General features: G+C 44.1%; 22 protein-coding genes. 18 read left to right on the top strand and 4 right to left on the bottom strand.

Annotation, left to right across the window (positions count from 1 at the left end; all coding sequences use genetic code 11):
- Positions 1-109 precede the first annotated feature (109 nt).
- The 11 genes from BN3656_RS00815 (at position 110) to BN3656_RS00765 (ending at position 11,314) form a co-directional block, all read left to right on the top strand.
- Positions 110-1,489: an extracellular solute-binding protein gene (locus BN3656_RS00815; RefSeq protein ID WP_242962912.1), complete on the top strand. Its 1,380-nt coding sequence runs from the start codon at positions 110-112 to the stop codon at positions 1,487-1,489.
- A complete protein-coding gene (locus tag BN3656_RS00810; RefSeq protein WP_242962911.1) occupies positions 1,470-2,624 on the top strand; it encodes a glycoside hydrolase family 88 protein in 1,155 nt (384 codons plus the stop codon). The genes BN3656_RS00815 and BN3656_RS00810 overlap by 20 nt, the downstream gene beginning before the upstream one ends.
- Before the next feature lie 15 nt (positions 2,625-2,639).
- Positions 2,640-3,545, top strand: coding sequence for a sugar ABC transporter permease (locus tag BN3656_RS00805; RefSeq protein WP_066543118.1), 906 nt, complete (start codon positions 2,640-2,642; stop codon positions 3,543-3,545).
- Between the two features lie 8 nt (positions 3,546-3,553).
- Positions 3,554-4,402 (top strand): carbohydrate ABC transporter permease, encoded by an 849-nt coding sequence (locus BN3656_RS00800; RefSeq protein WP_066543116.1) that lies wholly within the window; start codon positions 3,554-3,556, stop codon positions 4,400-4,402.
- Between the two features lie 28 nt (positions 4,403-4,430).
- On the top strand, positions 4,431-5,996 hold the full coding sequence (locus BN3656_RS00795; protein WP_021870778.1) for a glycoside hydrolase family 28 protein: 1,566 nt from the start codon (positions 4,431-4,433) through the stop codon (positions 5,994-5,996).
- Between the two features lie 3 nt (positions 5,997-5,999).
- Positions 6,000-6,821 (top strand): sugar phosphate isomerase/epimerase family protein, encoded by an 822-nt coding sequence (locus tag BN3656_RS00790; protein ID WP_066543114.1) that lies wholly within the window; start codon positions 6,000-6,002, stop codon positions 6,819-6,821.
- Between the two features lie 130 nt (positions 6,822-6,951).
- Positions 6,952-7,644 carry a GntR family transcriptional regulator gene (locus BN3656_RS00785; protein WP_066543113.1) on the top strand — a complete coding sequence of 231 codons (693 nt, stop codon included), beginning with the start codon at positions 6,952-6,954 and terminating at the stop codon, positions 7,642-7,644.
- 115 nt (positions 7,645-7,759) lie between these two features.
- The gene (locus tag BN3656_RS00780) at positions 7,760-8,317 is read left to right on the top strand and encodes a DNA topology modulation protein FlaR (protein WP_066543111.1); all 558 of its coding nucleotides are present in this window, start codon (positions 7,760-7,762) and stop codon (positions 8,315-8,317) included.
- Entirely contained in the window at positions 8,314-9,828 is a 1,515-nt protein-coding gene (locus BN3656_RS00775; protein ID WP_066543110.1) for an aminotransferase class I/II-fold pyridoxal phosphate-dependent enzyme, read from the top strand. The genes BN3656_RS00780 and BN3656_RS00775 overlap by 4 nt, the downstream gene beginning before the upstream one ends.
- 29 nt (positions 9,829-9,857) lie before the next feature.
- Positions 9,858-10,448 (top strand): guanylate kinase, encoded by a 591-nt coding sequence (locus tag BN3656_RS00770; RefSeq protein WP_066543108.1) that lies wholly within the window; start codon positions 9,858-9,860, stop codon positions 10,446-10,448.
- A gap of 2 nt (positions 10,449-10,450) precedes the next feature.
- On the top strand, positions 10,451-11,314 hold the full coding sequence (locus tag BN3656_RS00765; RefSeq protein WP_066543106.1) for an NAD(P)-dependent oxidoreductase: 864 nt from the start codon (positions 10,451-10,453) through the stop codon (positions 11,312-11,314).
- A 153-nt stretch (positions 11,315-11,467) separates the two neighbouring features.
- Here the strand turns inward: BN3656_RS00765 and BN3656_RS00760 are convergent, their stop codons facing one another.
- Positions 11,468-12,304, bottom strand: coding sequence for a MurR/RpiR family transcriptional regulator (locus tag BN3656_RS00760; protein WP_066543104.1), 837 nt, complete (start codon positions 12,302-12,304; stop codon positions 11,468-11,470).
- 216 nt (positions 12,305-12,520) lie between these two features.
- On the opposite strand from BN3656_RS00760, the gene BN3656_RS00755 reads away from it, so the two are divergent.
- From BN3656_RS00755 to BN3656_RS00735, 5 genes are read left to right on the top strand one after another with little or no spacing between them, the layout of a single operon-like run.
- Positions 12,521-13,267 carry a sugar phosphate isomerase/epimerase family protein gene (locus tag BN3656_RS00755; RefSeq protein ID WP_167544844.1) on the top strand — a complete coding sequence of 249 codons (747 nt, stop codon included), beginning with the start codon at positions 12,521-12,523 and terminating at the stop codon, positions 13,265-13,267.
- The gene (locus BN3656_RS00750) at positions 13,264-14,343 is read left to right on the top strand and encodes an ABC transporter substrate-binding protein (protein ID WP_066543100.1); all 1,080 of its coding nucleotides are present in this window, start codon (positions 13,264-13,266) and stop codon (positions 14,341-14,343) included. Before BN3656_RS00755 ends, BN3656_RS00750 begins: the two co-directional genes overlap by 4 nt.
- A gap of 16 nt (positions 14,344-14,359) precedes the next feature.
- The gene (locus BN3656_RS00745; RefSeq protein ID WP_207653707.1) at positions 14,360-16,105 is read left to right on the top strand and encodes an iron ABC transporter permease; all 1,746 of its coding nucleotides are present in this window, start codon (positions 14,360-14,362) and stop codon (positions 16,103-16,105) included.
- Positions 16,041-17,069, top strand: coding sequence for an ABC transporter ATP-binding protein (locus tag BN3656_RS00740; protein ID WP_066543098.1), 1,029 nt, complete (start codon positions 16,041-16,043; stop codon positions 17,067-17,069). The genes BN3656_RS00745 and BN3656_RS00740 overlap by 65 nt, the downstream gene beginning before the upstream one ends.
- A gap of 14 nt (positions 17,070-17,083) precedes the next feature.
- Complete coding sequence (locus BN3656_RS00735; RefSeq protein WP_066543096.1) at positions 17,084-17,800, top strand: phosphatase; 717 nt, start codon at positions 17,084-17,086, stop codon at positions 17,798-17,800.
- A 6-nt stretch (positions 17,801-17,806) separates the two neighbouring features.
- Here the strand turns inward: BN3656_RS00735 and BN3656_RS00730 are convergent, their stop codons facing one another.
- A complete protein-coding gene (locus tag BN3656_RS00730; RefSeq protein ID WP_066543094.1) occupies positions 17,807-18,454 on the bottom strand; it encodes a GntR family transcriptional regulator in 648 nt (215 codons plus the stop codon).
- Positions 18,455-18,741: 287 nt separating this feature from the next.
- On the opposite strand from BN3656_RS00730, the gene BN3656_RS00725 reads away from it, so the two are divergent.
- Together BN3656_RS00725 and BN3656_RS00720 are read left to right on the top strand one after the other, a co-directional pair.
- A complete protein-coding gene (locus BN3656_RS00725) occupies positions 18,742-19,425 on the top strand; it encodes a cyclase family protein (RefSeq protein WP_066543092.1) in 684 nt (227 codons plus the stop codon).
- 55 nt (positions 19,426-19,480) lie between these two features.
- Positions 19,481-20,392 carry a ketopantoate reductase family protein gene (locus BN3656_RS00720; protein WP_066543090.1) on the top strand — a complete coding sequence of 304 codons (912 nt, stop codon included), beginning with the start codon at positions 19,481-19,483 and terminating at the stop codon, positions 20,390-20,392.
- A gap of 69 nt (positions 20,393-20,461) precedes the next feature.
- Here BN3656_RS00720 and BN3656_RS00715 read toward each other — a convergent pair whose 3' ends face one another.
- Together BN3656_RS00715 and BN3656_RS00710 are read right to left on the bottom strand one after the other, a co-directional pair.
- Entirely contained in the window at positions 20,462-21,289 is an 828-nt protein-coding gene (locus tag BN3656_RS00715; protein ID WP_066543088.1) for a M28 family peptidase, read from the bottom strand.
- Positions 21,290-21,307: 18 nt separating this feature from the next.
- On the bottom strand, positions 21,308-21,808 hold the full coding sequence (locus tag BN3656_RS00710; RefSeq protein ID WP_066543086.1) for a YhcH/YjgK/YiaL family protein: 501 nt from the start codon (positions 21,806-21,808) through the stop codon (positions 21,308-21,310).
- Between the last annotated feature and the right edge of the window lie 33 nt (positions 21,809-21,841).

Here is a 21,841-nt window from a genome sequence, read left to right as displayed (position 1 = left end):
CATTACACTAGGCTTATACTATTATAAGAGTACAAGGTAATTGGAATTAGGATGTTTTGTGGCAAAAACAGTTAAATTCCAGAATTATTTATGAAACAGGAGGAAGAAAATGAAAAAGGAATTGATGAAGCGTGTGGCAGCAGCAGGTCTGGCAGTATCTATGGTTGCAGGGCTTACAGCCTGCGGACCTACAGGAAAGCCTGAAGAGACCAAGAAGGAAGAGACAAAGGCTGAGGGCGGAGAGACTTCCGCAGCTGCAGATAAGGAAGAGGCTGCAGCTGCGGACGGAGAAGTTACTCTGCGTTTCAGTTGGTGGGGAGGTGATGCCAGACATAAGGCAACAGAGGCAGCATGTCAGGCATTTATGGAAAAATATCCTAATATCAAGGTAGAGTGCGAGTACGGAGCCTGGGACGGATGGGCTGAGAAGGTAGCTACCCAGCTCAGCGGCGGTACAGCACCTGATCTGATGCAGGTTAACTGGAACTGGCTGTATCAGTTCTCCAGCGACGGTTCTAAATTCGTAGATCTGACCCAGTTCGCAGATGTAATCAATATGGAAAACTATCCGGCAAATCTTCTGGAGCAGTGTGTAGTAGGCGACAAGCAGCAGGCGATTCCGATCGGTACTACAGGAAAGTGCTTCTACTGGAATAAAACCACCTTTGACAAAGCCGGTATTGCCCTTCCTACAAGCTGGGATGAGCTGATTGCAGCAGGAACCACATTTAAGGAGAAATTAGGCGACGAGTACTATCCTCTGGCTATGTACGAATATGAGAGAATGCTTCTGATGATGTATTATCTGGAAGGAAAATACGGAAAAGAATGGGCAGAGAACAATACCTTAAATTATTCTCTTGAGGAAGTAAAGGAAGGTCTTGAATTTATTAATTCCTTAGAGGATGCACATGTTCTTCCAAGCATTGCTCAGTTAAAGGGCGACGGCGCTACAGTTCTGGAGAAGAATCCGGGCTGGATCAACGGACAGTATGCCGGCTTCTATGAGTGGGATTCTGCTCAGGAGAAATTTGCTAACTCCCTGGAAGGCGATCAGGAGTTTGTGCTTGGTGAGTTCCTGAAGGGCGGAGAGTATGAGGCAGGACTTACAAAGATTTCTTCCTGCTTTGCAATTACAGAAACCTCTGAGCACAAAAAAGAGGCTGCTATGCTGTTAGACTTCCTTATCAATGATCCAAAGGGTATTGAGCTTATGGGCACAGAGCGCGGTATGCTGGCTAATACTTATGCAAATGAAGTTCTGTTAGGTCTTGGCAAGCTGGAAGGTCTTACCTATGAGGGCAATCAGGCAGTTATGAAGGTTGCAAACTTTGCACTTGATCCAAACTTTGAGAATTCCGCATTAAAGGATTCTACAGGTATCTACTATGAGGTATTTGAGGGACTCAGCAGCGGACAGGATGTAGAGATGCTGGCACAGTATCTGATTGACAGTATCAATGAGGTTTATGCAAGCAATCCATATTAAGCTTGGAAAGGCAGTAATCATGGAAAACAGAGAAATAATAAATGCTTATATAGATAAGTGGATTGAAGATTATAATTCCAGACAGCGTGCTGTCTGGAATTATGAAGATGGCTGTGTTATGTTAGGAGCCCAGTATCTGTATGAAGCCACCGGAGATGAAAAGTACATCAACTGCATCCGGACATTTATGGACCGGTATATACAGGAGGATGGAACCATCCGCTACTATGTCCCTGAGGATTACAATCTGGACAAGGTAAACAACGGGCGGGTGCTGTATTTCCTTTATGACAAAACAGGGGAAGAAAAGTATAAAACTGCGCTGGACCATATCAGAGGACAGCTGGAAACACATCCCCGTACAGACTGCGGAAGCTTCTGGCATAAGCAGATATATCCGTATCAGATCTGGCTGGACGGATTATATATGGGGCAGCCTCTTTATCTGGAATACGAAAAGAGATTTAACGGCGGAGAGCGCTACAATGATATTACAGGCCAGTTTTTAAACGCCAGAAAATATCTGTTTGATGAAGAGAAAAAACTGTATTACCACGCATATGACGAGAAGCGCCAGATGATCTGGGCAGACAAAACAACAGGCTGCTCCCACAATTTCTGGCTGCGCTCCATTGGATGGTATCTGATGGCGCTGATTGACTGCTGCGGCCTGATTCCCGAGGAGAGCTTTGAACATCTGAGTACATATAAGCGGCTATTTAAAGAAGCTCTGGCAGGAATTATGCAGTATCAGGATGAAAAAACAAAGCTGTTTTATCAGCTGGTAGATATGCCTGAGCTGGAAGGCAATTATCTGGAAACGTCTGGATCCGCTATGATTGCATATGCGATTTTAAAGGGCTGCCGTCTGGGCATCTTACAGGAAGAAAAATGGCGCAGGAGAGGCGAAGAGATCTTTGACGGCCTGGAAAGAGAAAAGTTACAGCAGGATGAAGATGGCTGGCATCTGACGGGCATCTGTCTGGTGGCCGGATTAGGCCCCAAGGATGAGCGGGATGGAAGCGTAGAATACTATCTTTCCGAACCGGTGGTTTCAGATGAAGAGAAGGGCGTAGGAGTTTTCATGATGGCCTACGGCGAATATCTGAAGCTGGAAAAACAGGATGAAGCATAGAATGGAGAATGCCTTATGCAGAAAAAGACAAAAAAAATGACCCGTGCATCCAGACAGAACATAGGATATGCATATATTGCTATCTGGATCATTGGTTTTCTCGTTTTTAAATTTTATCCGTTTATGTCCTCTCTTTTCTATAGCTTTACGAACTATAATCTGTTCAAGGAATCTGTAGAAAATATAGGATTTGCAAATTATGAGAAGATTGTCGATACGGCAAAATACTTAAAGTCCTATATTGTAACCTTTAAGTATGCCTTTATGACAGTACCCTTAAAACTGCTGTTTGCGCTGTTTATCGCATATCTTCTTAACTTTAAGATCAAGGGAATTAACCTTTTCCGTACAGCGTATTATATCCCGTCTATTCTGGGAGGTTCAGTTGCGATTGCTGTTTTATGGCAGTTCCTTTTCCAGAATGAAGGTCTGGTTAACACCATTATCGGATTATTTGGAGTAAAGCCGATTAACTGGCTTGGAAGCCCGGATTATGCTCTGTTTGTAATCTGTCTCCTTCGCGTATGGCAGTTTGGATCAGCTATGGTTATTTTCCTGGCTGCATTAAAGGGCGTTCCGCAGGATCTGTATGAAGCGGCATCCATTGACGGAGCAGGAAAATTTACACAGTTTTTAAAGATTACCATTCCGCTGATTACACCGGTTATTTTCTACAATCTGGTTACTCAGCTGTGTCAGGCATTCCAGGAGTTTAATGGACCGTTTATGATTACCAAGGGCGGCCCCTTAGGTTCTACAACCCTGATTTCCATCCTGATCTATCAGAATGCATTTAAGACATATGATATGGGACTTGCCAGTGCTATGGCATGGCTGCTGTTCTTTATTGTTGCAGTGCTGACGGCAGTTTCGTTTATCAGTCAGAAGCATTGGGTGTATTATGGTGATGAAGAAAGGTAGGAATTAAAATGACCAGACAACAAAAATACAAAATTCAGACCATAGCACGCTACATAATTCTGATTGCAGTGGGGCTTGTAATGATCTACCCCATGATATGGATGGTAGGAGCTTCCTTTAAAGCAACCAATGCGGAGATCTTTGGCTCCATCGGTTTTATTCCGAAGGAGTTTACGCTGGACGGCTATAAAAACGGCTGGTTCGCCAGTACCTATCAGTTTGGCAGATATATGGTCAATACCTATAAATTTGTTATACCAAAGGTAGTAGGAACCGTTGTTTCCTCAGCCATTGCAGCATATGGTTTTTCACGGTTTCAGTTTAAGGCCCGGGGCTTTTGGTTTGCACTGATGCTTTCCACGCTGTTTCTGCCTCAGGTAGTGTTAAATGTGCCTCAGTTCTTATTGTTTACAAAATGGGGCTGGGTGGATTCCTACCTGCCTTTAGTTGTGCCGAGCTTTTTTGCCTGTGATACCTACTTTGTATTTATGCTGGTTCAGTTCATGAGAGGAATTTCAAGAGAGCTGGAGGAGGCTGCGGAGATTGACGGCTGCAATTCCTTTAAGCGTTTAATCTACGTAGTGCTTCCCATGGTTCAGCCTTCACTGGTATCCTGCGCGCTGTTCCAGTTTATGTGGTCCTCCAATGACTTCATGGGTCCGTTAATTTACTTAAATTCTACAAAGAAATTTACAGCTTCTCTGGGCCTGCGTATGATCATGGATACGGAAAGCGGATTTGACTGGAATAAGACGCTGGCATTATCTGTTATTACACTGATTCCATCCCTGGTTATATTCTTCCTGGCACAGGATCAGTTTGTGGAAGGTATTGCAGCCGGAGGAGTAAAGGGTTAAAGACGTGAATTGTAAGAAAGGACGCAACATGAAATTTCAGATTATATTTCAGACATCCAGAAAGGTCACGATTGAATTTTTGGATTTTGGAATTTATTTTACAGAAAAGAAGTATCGTCTGTTGTTAAATGGAAAAGAAATTCTTACTTCTGATCGGGTAGTTCAGACCATTTCCGGTCTGACGCCTGATACGGAATATGAGCTTACTGCTGTGGCAGATGGGGAAGCAGAAGAGACGGTTCGTTTTAAGACAGATTATGAATTTGTAACCCTGAATGTACGCCGTTTCGGAGCGAGAGGCGATGGAAAGCATGATGATACAGTTGCTATTCAGGCGGCGGTGTCATCCTGTCCGGAGCACGGAAGAGTGTATATTCCCAAAGGAGTTTATAAAGTATCCAGTATCTTTTTGAAGAGCCATATGACACTGGATATTGGGGAAGGAGCAGTGATTTCTGCTTATACGGAACGGGAGAAATTTCCCATTTTACCGGGACTGATTGAGAGCTATGATGAGACGGATGAATATAATCTGGGAACATGGGAGGGAAATCCTCTGGATATGTTCGGATCTATTCTTACGGGTATTCATGTTTCAGATGTGGTAATTACCGGTGAAGGAACTCTGGATGGAAATGCCAGCTATGAAAACTGGTGGAAGGGGGAAGGCCGTGAGAAAATCGGAGGAGCCTTCCGCCCAAGAATGATCTTTTTGAATCATTGTGAAAATGTTACTGTTCAGGGGCTGACTGTTCAGAACAGTCCGGCCTGGAACCTTCACCCATATTTTTCCAATCACACGCGGTGGATTGATTTGAAGGTACTCAATCCCAAGCAGTCCCCGAATACGGATGGAATGGACCCTGAATCAGTAGACGGTCTGGAAGTAGTAGGCGTATATTTCTCCTTAGGTGACGACTGTATTGCCATGAAGTCCGGTAAGTTCTATATGGGACATAAATATAAGGTTTCATCAAGAAATGTTGATATTCGACAGTGCTATATGAGACATGGACACGGAGCGGTAACTCTGGGCAGCGAAATTGCTGCCGGGGTGAGACATTTGTCCTGTAAGAAGTGTATTTTCGAAGATACGGACCGCGGACTGCGCGTAAAGACCAGAAGAGGCCGTGGAGAAGATTCTGTAGTTGAGGATATTCTGTTTGAAGATATTAAGATGGATGGAGTTTTAACACCCTTTGTAGTAAATTCCTACTACTGGTGCTGTGATCCTGACGGACATTCTACCTATGTAAGCACAAAGGAACCGCTTCCGGTTGATGAACGGACGCCCAGAATAAAAGAACTGGCCTTCCGCAACATTGAAGCTCATAATTGTCATGTGGCAGGAACCTTTATATATGGACTTCCGGAAGCCAAAATAGAAAAAGTGACAATGGAAAACATAGAGATTGATTTTGCGGAAAATCCAACGCCGGAGTATCCCGCAATGATGGCTGAGGTTGAACCCTGTACAAACCGAGGCGTGTTTATCAATAATGTAAAGGAACTCACCTTAAAGAATGTAAAGGTTCACGGCACAGCAGGAGAACCCTTTGAAATTGAAAATGTAGATTGTGTGGAAAAGGAGTAAACGATGGAGTTAGCGATAACAAGTACCAGCATGAAGCTGAGAGATCAGGCCCCGGTGGTTTTTCGGGGTGAAGATAACTGGTGCTTTGAACAGATCCGTAAAATAGGGTATGATGGCGTAGAGCTTCATATCCATGATTCCTCTCAGCTTGACAGGAAGCAGTTAAAGGAGGAATTGGATCAGTTTGGCCTGAGTTTGACTTCGATTGGAACAGGATCTGCCTATGGAAAAGACAGGGTGTTTTTATCCAGCGACGATGCGGCTGTAAGACAGGCTGCAATTGAACGTATTAAGGGACATATCCTTACGGCATCTGATTATCCTCATGCTGTGGTGATTATCGGGCTGATTAAGGGAAAGGTATCAGACTGCGAAAGCAGAGAAAGCTATTTTTCCAATTTAATTTCAGCCTTGCAGGAATGTGCAGAAGAAGCGGGAAAATATCAGGTATACCTTGGGCTTGAGGTTATCAACAGGTATGAAAGCGATGTGATTAATACCGTAGAGGAAGGGCTTGAGCTTCTGGAACTGGTTGGGTCTCCATGGCTGCAGCTGCATCTGGATACGTATCATATGAATATCGAAGAAAGAGATATTGCAAATTCAATTCGGTTAGCTCAGGGAAAAATCTGCCATGTGCATGTCGCAGACAGTGACCGCTGGTATGTAGGGCATGGGCATTATGATTTTGAAGAAACCTTAAGAGCACTGAAAGAAACGGGATATACAGGAGCTGTCAGTGTAGAATCCTTCTATTTTCCGGATATGGTCAGTTCAGCGAAAGCATCCTATGAGAATATGAGATGTATTATGGATCGGATATAAAGAAAAGGCTGCAGGGAAAACAATTAAAAAAGAGCTCTGCAGCCTTTTTCCTATCCGATTCGCAAATTCTGTGATATAATATCCAAATATGTACAAAAAACGCAGGATGTAAAAGGGGGTGCTGATAATTATGGAAAAAACAATATCGTTAGTGGATCAGGCATATGAGGATATTAAAAATATGATCTGTAATTTTGAGCTGATACCGGGGCAGATTGTATCAGATTTTACTTTAAGTAAAAAACTGGGAATGAGCAGGACGCCGATCCGTCAGGCATTGCAGCGGCTTGAAGGCGATAATCTGATTGTGGATGCAGGAGCAGGGAAGAGTTATCAGGTCAGTCCGATTACGGAAGAAGAAATCATAGATCTTTTTGACGCCAGAGAGGGAATTGAGGTTACGGCTATACGCATTGCTGCTGAAAAAGGGATCAGTGAAACAAGGCTGATAGAGCTGGAGCGGATTAACCGGAATATGGAGGATGCCAATATTGCCGGAAGGATTAAAGAAAATTTTGAAGCAGACCAGCAATTCCATGATTATCTTGTAAATCTTTCGCGGAATAAAAAGCTGATACGTTTTCATGAAAGCCTGCTCCTTCAGTGCCGTCGGGTAAGGATGATTTCATATCTGGAGCGTAAATATCAGGATAAAGCATACAGGGATCATCAAATGATTTTAGAGGGTCTTAAGTCAGGAGACAGCAGACTGGCGCAGCAGGCGCTGGCTGAACATATTGAAACAGCAAGGCTGGATTATCTGAGAGTTATGAAGGAGAAGAATATAACAGAGGATTTTGGGATGCTTCGCTTTTTCCGTTGAAAAATACCTCAAGCAGCAGATGCTTGGGGTATTTTTAATTTCCACAAGACAAACCCCCCGTAAAAGTGGTATGATAATACCAAAAGAACTAATCAGAAGAAAGCAGGTGAAAGGTGTGAAGATTGCGGTAATCGGCTATAGCGGCGCGGGAAAATCCACATTAGCTAAAAAGCTGGGAAAATTATTCCGGTGTCCGGTTCTGCATCTGGACCGGATTCAGTTTGAACCGGGATGGAAGGAACGGGACCGGGAGACAGCCAGGAGGATGGCAGAAGATTTTCTGGATAAAAACGAAAATAGAGGCTGGATCATTGACGGAAATTATACGGGGTTCAGTCAGGAGCGCCGGTTAAGGGAAGCGGATCTGATTATTTTTATGAATTATCCCAGATGGATCTGTCTGTGGCAGGCGCTGATACGCTCCCATGTTTATAAAGGAAAAACCAGAGAAGATATGGGAGACGGCTGCGTTGAAAAAATGGACTGGGAATTCGTATGGTGGATTCTTCACAAGGGGCGCAGCAGAAAGAAGAAGCGCCAGTACCGCAGTATCGCGGAACGCTATCAGGAAAAGACTCTGGTGGTAAAAAACCGGCGTCAGCTCCGCAGTGTGATGATTCAGGTGGTGGAACGGAGAAAGGATCGGCTCAGTACGGGAGGAAGGACTATATGAGAGAAGAAGACCTTCTGATTAACCGTTTAAAGCACTATGGAAAAATAGGGATATATCCCTTTCACATGCCGGGCCATAAGAGACTGAAATGGGGAGAGGAAGCGGATGGAAGGGCCTTTTATCAGGGAATGGAATTTCCAAACCCCTTTGAGGTAGATATTACAGAAATTGACGGCTTTGACAATCTTCACCATCCGGAGGGAATTTTAAAGGAATCTATGGAGTGGGCTGCCGGGCTGTATGGAGCAGACCGTACCCGGTATCTGGTAAATGGAAGTACATCGGGGCTTTTGGCGGCTGTATGCGGCTGTGTGCATTGGGGAGAACGGATTCTGATCGGGCGTAATTGCCATAAGGCAGTATATAATGGGATTTACCTTCACCATTTACAGGTTTCATACGTTTATCCACAGTCCACAAAGGAATGGGGGATACAGGGAGGAATTTTGCCGGAGGATGTGGAAAAGTCCCTGAAGGAGCAGCCTGATATACGGGCGGTTCTCATCGTGTCGCCTACTTATGATGGAATTGTGTCAGATGTGGGTGAAATTGCAAAAATAGTCCATCGGGCCGGACTTCCTCTGATTGTGGATGAAGCTCACGGGGCTCATTTCAGATACAGTGAAATATTTCCGCAGTCTGCTCTGGAGCTTGGGGCAGATGTAGTGATACAGAGCGTACATAAGACCCTTCCCAGCCTGACCCAGACGGCTGTGCTTCATATGAAATGCAATGGACCGGACGGAAGCGCCTATATGGATATGGAAGCTGTGGAACGGTACCTGCATATAGTTCAGAGCAGCAGTCCGTCTTATGTGTTAATGGCATCGATTGAAAATGGTATATTTCAGATGGAGCAGCTGCGCAGGAAGGATGGTATGAGGAAGTTTGCAGACAGCCTTTTGGAGATGAGAGAAAGCCTGTCTGCTATGAAGAACCTGCGTCTGGTGGGAAGGGAATTAAAAGGCCGGTATGGAATTTTTGATCTGGACCCTTCTAAAGTTGTGATATCTACCCGGTATGCGTCCTTTGACGGGGAGGGGCTGTCGGAGCTTCTGCGGAAACAGTACCATCTGGAAATGGAAATGTGTGGGGCAGATTATGTGACAGCTATAACGGCTGTTGGAGACAGTAAAGCAGGACTTGAACGGCTGAGAGCTGCCCTTCTTGCTATTGATAAGGAAGGCTTCCCTTCCGGGAAAATGGAATTACAGGGCCGGGAAGGGGCCGGCTCTGACTGCGTCTATGCCATAGAGGCAAAGACCCGGTGCTCCATCCGGGAGGCCATTGATGGAAAAACTGCGAGAATACCTCTCAGGGAAAGCGCAGGGAAAATATCCGGGGAATTTGTCTATATCTATCCGCCGGGTATCCCTCTGATTGCTCCGGGGGAATGTATAACGGAGCAGCTTCTGGAGGTGATTCTGGATTATATCAGGAAGGGGCTTCCGGTACAGGGGCTGTCGGATCAGACGCTGGAGACAATACTTGTATCAGAACAGGCCATTTAGACAGAATATTTAACAGGAAGAACAGAAAAATGGGATATATTTTTTATGTCATGGGAAAAAGTGCTGCCGGTAAAGACACGATTTACAAGGAGCTGGTGCGCCGGTTTCCTGAATACGGCACAGTGCGTATGTACACCACCCGGCCCATCAGGGACGGGGAACAGGAGGGTGTGGAGTATTATTTTACAGATGAAGCACGTTTAAAGAAGCTGGAGAGTCAGGGCAAGGTGATTGAGTGCAGAACCTATGATACAGTGTTTGGACCATGGAGTTACTTTACCGCTGACGATGGCCAGATCGATCTGAAACAGGGAAATTATCTTATGATAGGAACACTGGATTCTTATGAAAAGATGGTAAATTATTACGGAAATGAAGTTATGATTCCTCTTTATATCTATGTGGATGATGGGACGCGCCTTCAGAGGGCACTGGATCGGGAAAAAACGCAGAATACGCCTAAATATGCGGAGATGTGCCGGAGATTTCTGGCAGATGAGAAGGACTTTTCAAAAGAACGCCTGGCAGCGTGCGGGATTGACAGAGGGTATGAAAACAATGATTTCAATACCTGTATTCAGCTTATTTTAAAAGATATAGAAGCGAAAGGAGATAAATAAAAATGAAAAAAATTGGTTTTATCGGTGTGGGAATTATGGGAAAATCCATGGTGCGGAATCTGAGAAAGGCAGGATATGAGGTTGCCATTTATACCCGTACAAAGGCTAAGGCTCAGGATGTGATTGCAGAGGGTGCAGTATGGTGTGATACAGCAGCTGAGTGTGCAAAGGGACGTGACGTAGTGATCACCATTGTGGGCTATCCAAAGGATGTGGAAGAGGTTTATTTTGGTGACAATGGAATCATTGCAAATGCTGATCCGGGAACCTATGTGATTGATATGACAACCACGAGCCCCAGACTGGCTGTGCGTATCTGGGAAGAGGCAGAAAAAGCAGGGCTTCATGCAGTAGATGCCCCTGTAACAGGAGGAGATACCGGTGCCAAAGCAGGTACATTGACGATCCTGGCTGGTGGTAAGAAAGAGGATTTTGACGCCTGTGTGCCTGTTTTTGAGGCTATGGGAAAGAATATTAATTATGAGGGAAAGGCAGGAAACGGACAGCATACGAAGATGTGCAATCAGATTGCAATTGCAGGTGCTCTGGCAGGAGCCTGTGAGGCAATGGTTTATGCAAAGAATACGGGGCTGGATGTAGATACCATGCTGAAATCTATTTCTACCGGTGCAGCAGGCAGTGCCCAGATGAATAATGTGGCTTCTAAGGCAGCAAAAGATGACTATGCCCCCGGCTTTTTCCTGAAACATTTTATCAAAGATATGGGAATTGCAGATGAAGAGGCATTAGCTGCAGATACCCGTCTGGGAGTTTTGGAGGATGTGCTGGGAATGGCGAAAAAGCTGGAATCAGAGGGTATGGGAGATCTTGGAACTCAGGCGTTGATTAAGTATTATAAGTGGTGAGTTATGAGATTAGATGAAACTGTTATTGTTTTAAATCGCCTGTTGCCAAGTAGGCGGATAAAAAGTAAAATTTTGTTCATCTCCAGTCGTAGTTATGCGGCTGGAGATATTTTTGTGTTTTAAGAGAATTATTGATGTTATGTTCTTCGTATTTTATCGTCGAATTAATCCTGCGTATTGTTCTCTCAAATTCTGAAGTTTCTTCGCTTTTTCCAATCCGCCCCCAAGGGATTGGCTGGCTTTCATAATCAACAAATCGATCAATAGTAAGGGGGTTGCTACTGAGTGATAGTCATTTGGTTCCCCACGGAAGCTGTACAATGTTAAATTGGCGTTAGATAAATGTTCTTCGGCCAGTAAATCTGTAAACAGAATGGTTTGGTATCCGGCTTTTTCGCTATAGGATAAAAGAATCTGTACTTCTGTCAGAAGGCGTGAGTATCCAAACAGTAAAACCAGATCGCCCTGTTTCAAATTTACCATAGCATCATAAAGCTGAGAGCCTCCTGGAAGAGGAATCAAGAGAATACCCAGACGCAGCAGACGGTACTGTAGAATGTTTCCTAAACCTTTTGATACATCGGGTGCAAAAATATAGACCTGCCGTGATGAGATTAAAAGCTTTACAGCTTCATCCACCTGTTCCGGTTTCACTACTTGAAATGTCTTTTCAAGCTGAAAGGACAAACGCTCCAGAAGTAAATCAGGTGAAATTCCACATTCTTTCCACTGGCTTAGAGCTGCATTCATCCGGCTGTAAGGGGTAGACTCCTGTTTTTCATATAAATTGTGCTTTAAGTCTTTTAGATTTTGAAATCCAATTTTAGACCAGAATCTGGAAATAGTAGCTGTACTGATGTTCAGCCTTCGTGAGAGGTCTTCTGCAGTAATAGCCGGAAGTTCTTGCTCATGCTCCAGCAGATATCCAAAAATCTTATGATCCGATTTGGACAATCTTTCTTTATATTCTTCATAAATCTTTTCCAACATAGTCGATGAACCTCCTTTTTGTTTAATATATTAGAGTTTTGTCAAAAATGCAATATAAATTTCAATAAAATAAAAACGAAATTTATTTACTCAATTTTTACCTTTTCATGGTAGGAGTCTTTACATTTTACCTGTTATAATAGCCTCATCAAATGACAGGAAGTAATCGGAATGGCTAATATTTATCTTAGTTCCACTCTCCTGTGGAACGGCTCTATGGAAGAAATTTTTGATATGGTTTTTCAATCTGGTTTAGATGGGATTGAATTGTGGAGTCAACAATTTTTCTATCGGAAGTTTGACATCGATGAATTTGAAAGGCTGGCTGCTCTGTATCCTTTAAAGAACTGCATTCACAGCCAGAGCTGGGATTTAAATATTTCATCTGTGAATGATGGCATCAGGAAACAGTCCGTTACTGAGGTGAAAAAATCGGTTGAACTTGCTTATCAGCTGGGACTGGATGAAGTCACAGTTCATCCAGGACATTGTACTATTTCAGGAATAGGGGTATCTTACGGAGCTTATCTTAAGGAATCATTGAGGGAAATTCTGGAATATGCGCAGAAATGGAAGATAGACGTGTCGTTGGAGATTATGGAGAAAATACCCAGAGAATTTGTTACCACTATGGATGCAATGAAGGAGGTATGCGGCGATATGTTTGACCAGTTTGTTTATACCCTGGATGTAGCTCACTGTGACAGTGAAGAAGAGATTTTAAGTATTCTTCAGAATTATCGTCCTCAGATTTCCAAAATTCATATCAGTAATCGCAAAGGTTCCAGATTTCATACACCTCTTAATGAGGGGGATTATGATATGAAAAAGCTTCTTCCTAAGCTGGCGCATTATAACCTTCCTATGGTTATAGAAGGTTTGGACAGCAGTGGGGACTTTTCTATAGCAAAACAGAATATTCAGTTTATACAACACATCTTTAATGGAGGTAAGTTAGAATGAAAAAGAGATTTGCAGCAGTATTAACAGCAGGACTGGCAGTATCTTCACTGGTGGGATGCCAGAATAATTATTCGGAAACTACCGCGTCAGCTTCGGAGCAGATTGCGGATAACTCATCGGAAGCTGTTTTAGAAGAAACTTCAAAAAAAGTATCAGAAGACTTATCTGGTTCTATTACTCTTTATACTTCACAGCCGGAGGAAGACATTCAGGTCATGATTGACGGATTCAATAAAAAATGGCCTGATATTCAGGTGGATGTGTTCCGTTCTGGTACTGAGGAAGTAGTCAGCAAGGTGTTGGCGGAGAAGGAGGCAGGGGATGTTTTGGCAGATGTTCTTTTGGTGGCGGACAATGTTACTTTTGAGACACTAAAGGAGCAGGATCTTCTGAGCGCTTACGAGTCTCCTGAACTGGAGGGTATTCCGGAAATTTATATTGACAAGGATCACATGTATGTGGGAACAAAGGTAATTACTACTGGAATTGTCTACAATACTGAGTTAACCGAAAATATTCCTGCAGGCTTTAAAGATCTGACAAATGAGGCTTACAAGGATGACCTGATCATGCCAAGCCCCCTCTATTCCGGAGCTGCTGCCTACAACCTGGGGGTTCTTACCAGAACCGAAGGACTGGGATGGGATTATTATCAGACATTAAAGGATAATGGAGTCGTTGTGGGAAAAGGAAATGGATCCGTTCAGAACGCAGTGGTTGCAGGAGAACAGGCCTGTGGACTTTTAGCAGACTATATGGCCATCCGTTCAAAGAATGACGGGGCTCCCGTAGAATTCGTATACCCGGCTGAAGGCTCTCCTGCCGTTACCGAACCGATTGGAATTGTAAAGGGAACGGATAGTGAGGATCTGGCCAAAGCATTTGTGGATTTTGTACTCTCCGAGGAGGGTCAGGCTCTGACCGCTGAGATTGGCTATACTCCCATAAAGAGCGGAGTTGAAGTTCCTGAAGGATTTAAGCGTATCGATGAGATCACACCTCTTACCTGGGATACGAAGGAACTGTATCAGAACCGTGAAGCAGATAAAGAACAGTTCAGCCAGATGTTTCAGTAAATAACAGGAGATCTATATGGAAACGATACGTAAAACAGGGGCGTCCATTGCCAGGATAGCCGTCTATCTGCTGGCAGCCCTGGTGTTTCTTCTTCCTTTGATCCGTCTCCTGCTCATGGGAGTTACCGTGGAGAATGGATATGGACTGGATAATTTTGCCGGACTTTTATCTCAGGAGCGTACCAGAAAAGCTATTGTTAATACAATTATTATTGCTGTGAGTTCCACCGCTCTGGCCGCTGGCTGTGGCAGCGGACTGGCATTTCTCACCGCCTATTGTAATATAAAACGTAAGGGCGTTATTGAATTCCTGGTTTTGCTTCCTTTTATTATTCCATCGTACATCATTACCCTTTCCTGGAGCAGCTTTTTCAGCTCCAGAGGGGCGTTCAATGGATTTTTGACTTCTATCGGACTTCCGGGTGTGGATATTTACACCATGGGAGGAATCATTCTGGTACTGGGATTCTGTAATATTCCTATTGTGTATGTTAATGTTGTTCATATGCTGAGAAAAATTCCCAGAGATATGGAATGGGCAGCCAGAGCCTGCGGTTATTCCCAGAGACAGGCTATACTGAAAATTAATCTGGTATCCGCTGCTCCGGCAATTGCGGCAGGAAGCGTACTGGCTTTTTTATCTGCCATTGATAATTTTTCTGTACCTGCTTTTCTGGGAATTTCTTCTGGAATTCCGGTTTTAAGTACCTATATTTACGAGAATGCCATTGGATTTGGTCCAAATGCGTTTCCGCTGGCAGCGGCTCTGTCCATGATCCTGTCGGTTATCGCCGCAGCAGGTACTATGCTGGAGGGATTTTTTGTAAAACGCGGTGCATCCATGGACAGCATTAAAGAAGACTATTCGGTGCGGATACATTTAAAAAATCCACTGCGTTTATGTTTAGAATGGGGAACGCTGGTGCTTCTTTTGATTTTGAACATTATTCCCATGGCTGCCATGACAGCATCTTCTTTTTTGAAAGCTTATGGACTGGATTTTGTTCCTGAAAATCTGACTTTAAAAAATTTTGCCTTTGTGTTTCATAACAGAGGAGTGATCTCCGCGATTCATACCAGTCTGACTTTGGCAGTGGTAACTACGCTTGTATGTATTGTGGCAGGTACGGCTATCGCTTATGGGAAACTCAGAAAAAAAAGCCGGGCGGCAGCTTTACTGGAAAAATGTGCTTCTCTGACGTATGCTATTCCCGGCATTGTTCTTGCTTTGTCTATGATTTTTCACTGGGTTGAACCTATTCCGGGGGTATATCCTGGAATTTATGGCACCATTAATATTCTGGTGGTTGCTTATATTACCCGCTATCTGGTTCTGCAGATCAAGGGAAGTACCATCGCCCTTCTTTCTGTAGAACCTGCCATAGAGGAGGCCTGCGCTGCTTCAGGAAGAGGATTTTGGATCAAATGGATAAAGATTCTTATTCCGCTTGTTGCCGGTCCGATCCTGTCCGGTGCGTTTATGATTTTTGTTCCGGCTTTCACAGAGCTGACTTTGTCATCCATGCTGGCTTCTGCAGGAACTAAAACGATCGGTCTGACTATTTTTAACTATCAGCAGGGCGGCGACTATAATCTTGCGGCAGCTATGTCCGTTCTGATTACAATTTTGGTGGTAGCAGGATACTGTCTGCTTAACCGCGATCATTTAACATCTGTTAAACAGGAGGAAAACGGTTATGAGCCTACATATACAGCAGGTTACAAAAACATTCAGCAAAACCCAGGCCCTCAAGGAAATTAATCTGGATATCAGAGATTCGGAATTTGTTGCTATTTTGGGTCCATCTGGATGTGGAAAAACTACCCTTCTTCGTATTGTTGGAGGCTTTATAGAGCCTACAAGCGGTATTGTACGCCTTAACGATCAAATCTATTCTGGACAGGGACACATGGTTCCTGTAGAAAAAAGGGATTTGGGAATGGTATTTCAATCGTTTGCTCTGTGGCCGCATATGACGGTACGTCAGCATATAGAATTTCCATTAAAAAGCCCGCGTCATTCAGGCATGAGTTCAGAGGAAAAGAAAGCCGCAATAGAACAGGCTGTCAGCTGTACTGGACTGAAACCCTACGAAAACCGTCTCCCTGGGGAACTTTCCGGAGGTCAGCGTCAAAGGGTTGCCCTGGCACGGGCCATTGTGGGGAAACCTTCAATCCTTCTGATGGATGAACCACTGAGCGCCTTAGATGCAGAACTTAAAATTGATATGCGTCGGGAAATTCAGAATATCCATAAGCTTACGGGAGCTACAATTCTGTATGTGACCCATGACCAGAGCGAGGCGTTGGCTATGGCAGACAGGATCATTATCATGAAGGATGGAGCGGTGGAGCAAATCGGCACGCCAAGGGAGATTTACAGGGATCCGCAAACAGTTTTTGCCGCTACTTTTGTCAGTCGCTGTAATCTGTTAAAAGGTTCATGGTGTGGAGATTCCTTCCATGTTAAGGATGAAAATATTTTGCTGCGAAATCCTATGATTCCGATGGAATTTCGTAATAAGGGACTTTATCCCATTCGACCGGAACAGCTGACTATTCAGCCGGAAGGAAATGGAATTCAGGGAATCATTGTCAATAAGCAGTATAACGGAAGAGAAATTCATTATTCTGTTCAGCATCGGGATGAAGTCCTCACCATATATGCAGGCTGTCAGGCGGAATATAATCCCGGAGATCACATATCATTCACATTAAGCGCATAGACGAGGAACTTGAAATGAATATTTATTTTGATATGCACACGCATACTGTGGCCAGCGGGCACGCCTTCAGCACCTTTAAGGAAAATGTAGAGGAGGCGGCAGGTAAAGGGCTTTTCGCTCTTGGAATGTCCGATCATGCGCCCGCCATGCCTGGCTCGGCTCCTTCTATTTATTTTAGCAATTTTAAATGCTTTCGTCAGGAAGTAATGGGAGTACGGATTTTTACCGGTGTAGAAGCTAATATTATGGATTTTAATGGAAATCTGGATCTGGACGAGACGGTTCTCAGGAAGATGGACTATGTAATTGCCAGTCTCCACATACCCTGTATCAAGCCTGGAACTCCAAAAGAGAACACGGACGCTTTAATTGGAGCAATGAAGAATCCGTATGTTAAAATAATCGGTCATCCTGATGACGACAGATATCCACTGGAATATGACCGTCTGATTCCGGCAGCATTGGAACATAAGGTAGCTTTGGAAGTCAATAATTCCTCTTTCAATCCGCGGTCTGGACGGCAAAATGCGTATAAAAACGTAATGAAATGGCTTTCTATTGCCAAAGAATACCGTCTTCCTGTTATATTGGGAAGTGATGCCCACATTTACTATGATGTAGGGGATTTGACAGAAGCGGTTAAAATGCTGGAAGCGGCAGGATATCCTCAGGAACTGGTGTTGAATTCCAGTAAAGACGGGATTTACTATATATTAAATGAAGGGCGGTAGAGCCCTTCATTTTTCATGCATCTTAAGCGGCATCAGCAGATGCTCCATCATAAGCTGGTATGCTCTGGGACCGTCTCCGTTCCGAAGAGCGTGCAGATAATTTCGGTGTTCTTCCATCGTTCCCTGAATACGGCCTTCCACAGCCAGGGCATCCTGAGACGTGAGCCGGATCAGATAGAGAAGGCGCTGGAAAATCTGATTGAACTCATCGTTTTCCATATATCCCACCAGCAGAAGATGAAACTGGTGATCAGAATCAATAAAGTGTTCCAGCTGAACTCCGTTTTCCAGGGACTCTTCCATATCAGAAAGAGTCTGTTCCAGACTGTGAAGCAGCTGTCGTCCCTTTTCTGTATCAATTTGTGAAGCGACCATATTGGTGCAGAAGCCTTCAATGGCACAGCGAATCTCAATACTGTCCTTCATGTCCTTATCGTTGAGCTGTCGGATCATAAAACCTTTGCTGGGAATAACTGTAATATATCCATCCTGGCTCAGGCACTGGAGCGCTTCTCTGACAGGCGTACGGGATATGCCGATCTGTGCAGAGAGCTTGGTTTCGGAGTAAAGGCGGTTTGGTTCCATTTCGCCTGATAAAATGCTGCTTTTTATAGTATCATATGCCTGCTGCTGCAGGAAGCTTTTCTCTTTCATAATAAAAATTCACCTGACTCAAAATCATTTTATAGGCTAATCTTAAGTCAAAGACAGATTGATGTCAAGGAGATCCCATGTTACCGCAGGAGCAGGAAGATGAATAAGAAAATATGCATAAAACATCTGTATAAATGTTGTATATTTTGACATAATATCTAATCTTGACATCCTATTTATTTACCGGTATACTGGTATACAGAAGGGTGGAAGGGCGGAAATGCCAGTCTGCCTGTAGAAACAGAGGTACTGTTTAACAGTGATCTAAATTAAAGGAGGAAAATAAAATGTGTGTTTATGAAATGGGAAATTTAAGAGTGATTGATCTGTCCAAGATTCTGGACCCGGCTACTGAGACAAGAAGATGCCATCTTTTCCGTTTTAATACAGGAGGCCCGATTCCGGATTTCCATACCCATATGGACCTGATGAGCCATCTGGGAACGCACTGCGAGTGTCCTTATCATCATGATGATAACTGGCCGTCTGCTGCTGATCTGCCGTTGACTACATTCCTGGGCAGAGCAGTATATGTTGATTTTAAGGATACTGTGGCAAAGAGAGGCCATATTACAGCAGCTGATTTAGATCGTGAAGCAGGTAAGGTAAAAGAAGGAGATATCGTGATCATCGATTCTTCTTATAAGCTGGCTCCATTTACTCCGGATACCAATACTGACAAGGATGAGCGTCTCTTAGTGGGTGCAGAAAGTGCACAGTGGTTTAAGGATCATAAGGTAAAGGCTGTAGGCTTCGGTGACGGCGTTTCTATTGAAAACTGTAACGAGGATGTAAAGCCGTTCCACGATATCCTTATGGCTGAGAATATCGTATTTTTGGAAGTATTAAAGAATCTGGAGCAGTTAAAGAAGGATGTATTCTTCATGAGCTATTCTCCACTTCCGATCAAGGGACTGGATTCCAGCCCTGTACGTGCATATGCAATTGAGGGACTGGCTGAGTTTTCATAAGTAAAGGAAGAAATACAGTGCTGTCTGTGAAAACAGACATAAGAATGGAGATATTATGAGAATTGCCGTAATTGGTGCGGGAGCTATGGGATCTATTTATGGAGGCCATCTTTCGCAGCATAATGAAGTTATTTTGGTAGATACCAATCAGCAGGTAGTAGAGCAGATTAATAAAAATGGTCTTCTGGTTGATGAAAACGGAACTTCTGTCTCCTATCAGCCCAAGGCTCTTTGTGATACATCAGAAGAAAAGCCTGTTGATCTGGTGATCCTCTTTGTAAAGGCATTATTTTCCAGAGCAGCTCTGGAAAACAATTCGGCTCTTATCGGTCCGGATACCCGCCTGATGACCCTTCAGAATGGAGCTGGTCACGAGGATCTGCTGAAAGAGTTTGTAAGTGAAGACCGGGTGATTATTGGAACGACAGAGGATAACGGTGCTGTTTTAGGTCTGGGTCATGTGCGCAGAGGCGGAACAGGTGTTACCAATGTGGGAATGCTGACAGAGGATCGGGATGGATTTTTGACCCGTCTGAAAGAAAATTTTGACAGCTGCGGCTTTGAGGTTCGGATTCATGAAAATATTCAGTATCTGATCTGGGATAAGCTGTTTACCAATGTGTCTTTGAGTGCTCTGACAGGTGTTCTTCAGGTAGATATGGGGTATATTGCGGCAGATGAATTTGCATGGAAGCTCTGCTGCCAGCTGATTCATGAAACAATTCTTACGGCTGCGGCAGCAGGTCTTGAATTTGATGAAGAAGCTGTAAGGGAAAAGGTAAGAAAAACTTCATTAAATAATCCCCAGGGATGTACGTCTATCCGGGCAGATTTAAGAGATGGAAGACGAACTGAGGTAGATACCATCAGTGGTTCTGTTGTACGGGCTGCTGCTAAATATGGAGTGGATGTGCCGGGACATACCTTTGTAGTAAATCTGGTTCATGCAATGGAAGGCAGAAAGTAATTTGGGGCTGTGTATACAGTCAGGGGGCAGGCAGCTGCATTTGCAGTTGCCTGCCCCTTGGATTCTGAATTAAAAGAAGATGAATCTTTTAGATGAAACAGGAGGGCTGTGCATGCCATCAAGAAGATAGTGGTATATCTGATTCATGGTATCAGAGCTTATCCATTCCGGTGTATCCCGATATCCGCCATGCATGGTAGAGATTACCTCCATTTGTCCGAGGATCATCTCAAATTCCGGAGGACGACCTAAAAGGCCCTCTCCATAAGAGGCCAGAGCTTTTAAATACTGTATATCCCACAGGGGAACAGCGGCCAGGCTCAATACGGGAAGATGAAGTCCTCTGAAAGAGCTGTCATCGCTTTTGGGGAGGTATTTTAAAAGCTGTCCTCTGTAGGATTCAAGAAGCTTTTTCTGACAGAAGGGGCGCATAACCGGCTTTTTTTCATGTCCCTTTCCACAGATGGCAATGGTATCTCCATAGCCGCATACATCCAGATTGATGACACCTGTCAGGGAAGTACGGTCCAGGGAAGAAACGTAAAATTTGCTGCCCATATTACCTGCTTCTTCGCCATCAAAAAAGGCAAAACGGGCCGGAATATGCTCTTTTTTCAGAGTCTGTGCCAGCTGGATCAGGATACAGACTGCTGCAGCATTGTCATTAGCTCCAAATGTTCCGGGTACAGCATCGTAGTGAGCACAGAAGAGGAGAGAGGGCTCAGGACGCCAGGGAGTTAAAAGGTAGTTACGTATTCCGCGAGGGTTCTGAATGGACGGTTCCTGTTCCTGAAGGCTAAACTCCAGTCCCTCCTGGATGAGAACATCAAGAAGGGCTTTTTGCCGGTTTTCAGGATCTTTCTGTGCCAGGTGTTTTAAGTGTCGGTCGATGGTCATGAAATAGTCTCCTTGCTGTTATACGCAGGCTTCCACAGGAACCTTTATAACGATTTTACGGATAGGAGCGCTGGCTGTTCCGGTCTGGATTGCAGGAATGTGTACATCCCATGGGAAGTATACAGCGTAGGTACCTATATCTAAAGAGATACGGCCTTCCGGTACAGCAGGGTTATTGTGATAGAAGAGGATATCACGAGGGGTATCCAGCAAATCTTCATCTATCTGGCTTGTACCGTTATCCCAGTAAAATCCGGCTTCTTCCGGTCCGCCGGAGGCAAGGAACTGTACGTCTATATTTTTGCGGTGAATTTCCGGACGAAGTGTTTCTCTTGGAGCGGTAGTCAGATCCAGAACCTGTAAAATAACAGGGACACCTTCAAAATCCAGATCAAATCTTCCTGGTTCGTGATTGGCCAGGTCGTTATCCTTTAAAAAGCGGATTGCGTTCTGCAGTGGTCTGGGAAGGATTGCCAGTTCCTGTTCAAAGTGTTTGCTGTTGATGTTTCCGTAGATCATAATGATACCTCCTAATGGTAAATGTTTTTGATG

It is taken from the genome of Clostridium sp. AT4, assembly GCF_001517625.2.
GTDB lineage: Bacteria > Bacillota > Clostridia > Lachnospirales > Lachnospiraceae > Enterocloster.
This window is presented reverse-complemented; position numbering and strand designations above follow the sequence as displayed.

Bases quoted from the DNA above. Each gene is read 5' to 3' on its own strand.
- BN3656_RS00815 (WP_242962912.1), top strand. From the start codon at position 110: ATGAAAAAGGAATTGATGAAGCGTGTGGCAGCAGCAGGTCTGGCAGTA.
- BN3656_RS00810 (WP_242962911.1), top strand. From the start codon at position 1,470: ATGCAAGCAATCCATATTAAGCTTGGAAAGGCAGTAATCATGGAAAAC.
- BN3656_RS00805 (WP_066543118.1), top strand. From the start codon at position 2,640: ATGCAGAAAAAGACAAAAAAAATGACCCGTGCATCCAGACAGAACATA.
- BN3656_RS00800 (WP_066543116.1), top strand. From the start codon at position 3,554: ATGACCAGACAACAAAAATACAAAATTCAGACCATAGCACGCTACATA.
- BN3656_RS00795 (WP_021870778.1), top strand. From the start codon at position 4,431: ATGAAATTTCAGATTATATTTCAGACATCCAGAAAGGTCACGATTGAA.
- BN3656_RS00790 (WP_066543114.1), top strand. From the start codon at position 6,000: ATGGAGTTAGCGATAACAAGTACCAGCATGAAGCTGAGAGATCAGGCC.
- BN3656_RS00785 (WP_066543113.1), top strand. From the start codon at position 6,952: ATGGAAAAAACAATATCGTTAGTGGATCAGGCATATGAGGATATTAAA.
- BN3656_RS00775 (WP_066543110.1), top strand. From the start codon at position 8,314: ATGAGAGAAGAAGACCTTCTGATTAACCGTTTAAAGCACTATGGAAAA.
- BN3656_RS00770 (WP_066543108.1), top strand. From the start codon at position 9,858: ATGGGATATATTTTTTATGTCATGGGAAAAAGTGCTGCCGGTAAAGAC.
- BN3656_RS00765 (WP_066543106.1), top strand. From the start codon at position 10,451: ATGAAAAAAATTGGTTTTATCGGTGTGGGAATTATGGGAAAATCCATG.
- BN3656_RS00760 (WP_066543104.1), bottom strand. From the start codon at position 12,304: ATGTTGGAAAAGATTTATGAAGAATATAAAGAAAGATTGTCCAAATCG.
- BN3656_RS00755 (WP_167544844.1), top strand. From the start codon at position 12,521: ATGGAAGAAATTTTTGATATGGTTTTTCAATCTGGTTTAGATGGGATT.
- BN3656_RS00750 (WP_066543100.1), top strand. From the start codon at position 13,264: ATGAAAAAGAGATTTGCAGCAGTATTAACAGCAGGACTGGCAGTATCT.
- BN3656_RS00745 (WP_207653707.1), top strand. From the start codon at position 14,360: ATGGAAACGATACGTAAAACAGGGGCGTCCATTGCCAGGATAGCCGTC.
- BN3656_RS00740 (WP_066543098.1), top strand. From the start codon at position 16,041: ATGAGCCTACATATACAGCAGGTTACAAAAACATTCAGCAAAACCCAG.
- BN3656_RS00735 (WP_066543096.1), top strand. From the start codon at position 17,084: ATGAATATTTATTTTGATATGCACACGCATACTGTGGCCAGCGGGCAC.
- BN3656_RS00730 (WP_066543094.1), bottom strand. From the start codon at position 18,454: ATGAAAGAGAAAAGCTTCCTGCAGCAGCAGGCATATGATACTATAAAA.
- BN3656_RS00725 (WP_066543092.1), top strand. From the start codon at position 18,742: ATGTGTGTTTATGAAATGGGAAATTTAAGAGTGATTGATCTGTCCAAG.
- BN3656_RS00720 (WP_066543090.1), top strand. From the start codon at position 19,481: ATGAGAATTGCCGTAATTGGTGCGGGAGCTATGGGATCTATTTATGGA.
- BN3656_RS00715 (WP_066543088.1), bottom strand. From the start codon at position 21,289: ATGACCATCGACCGACACTTAAAACACCTGGCACAGAAAGATCCTGAA.
- BN3656_RS00710 (WP_066543086.1), bottom strand. From the start codon at position 21,808: ATGATCTACGGAAACATCAACAGCAAACACTTTGAACAGGAACTGGCA.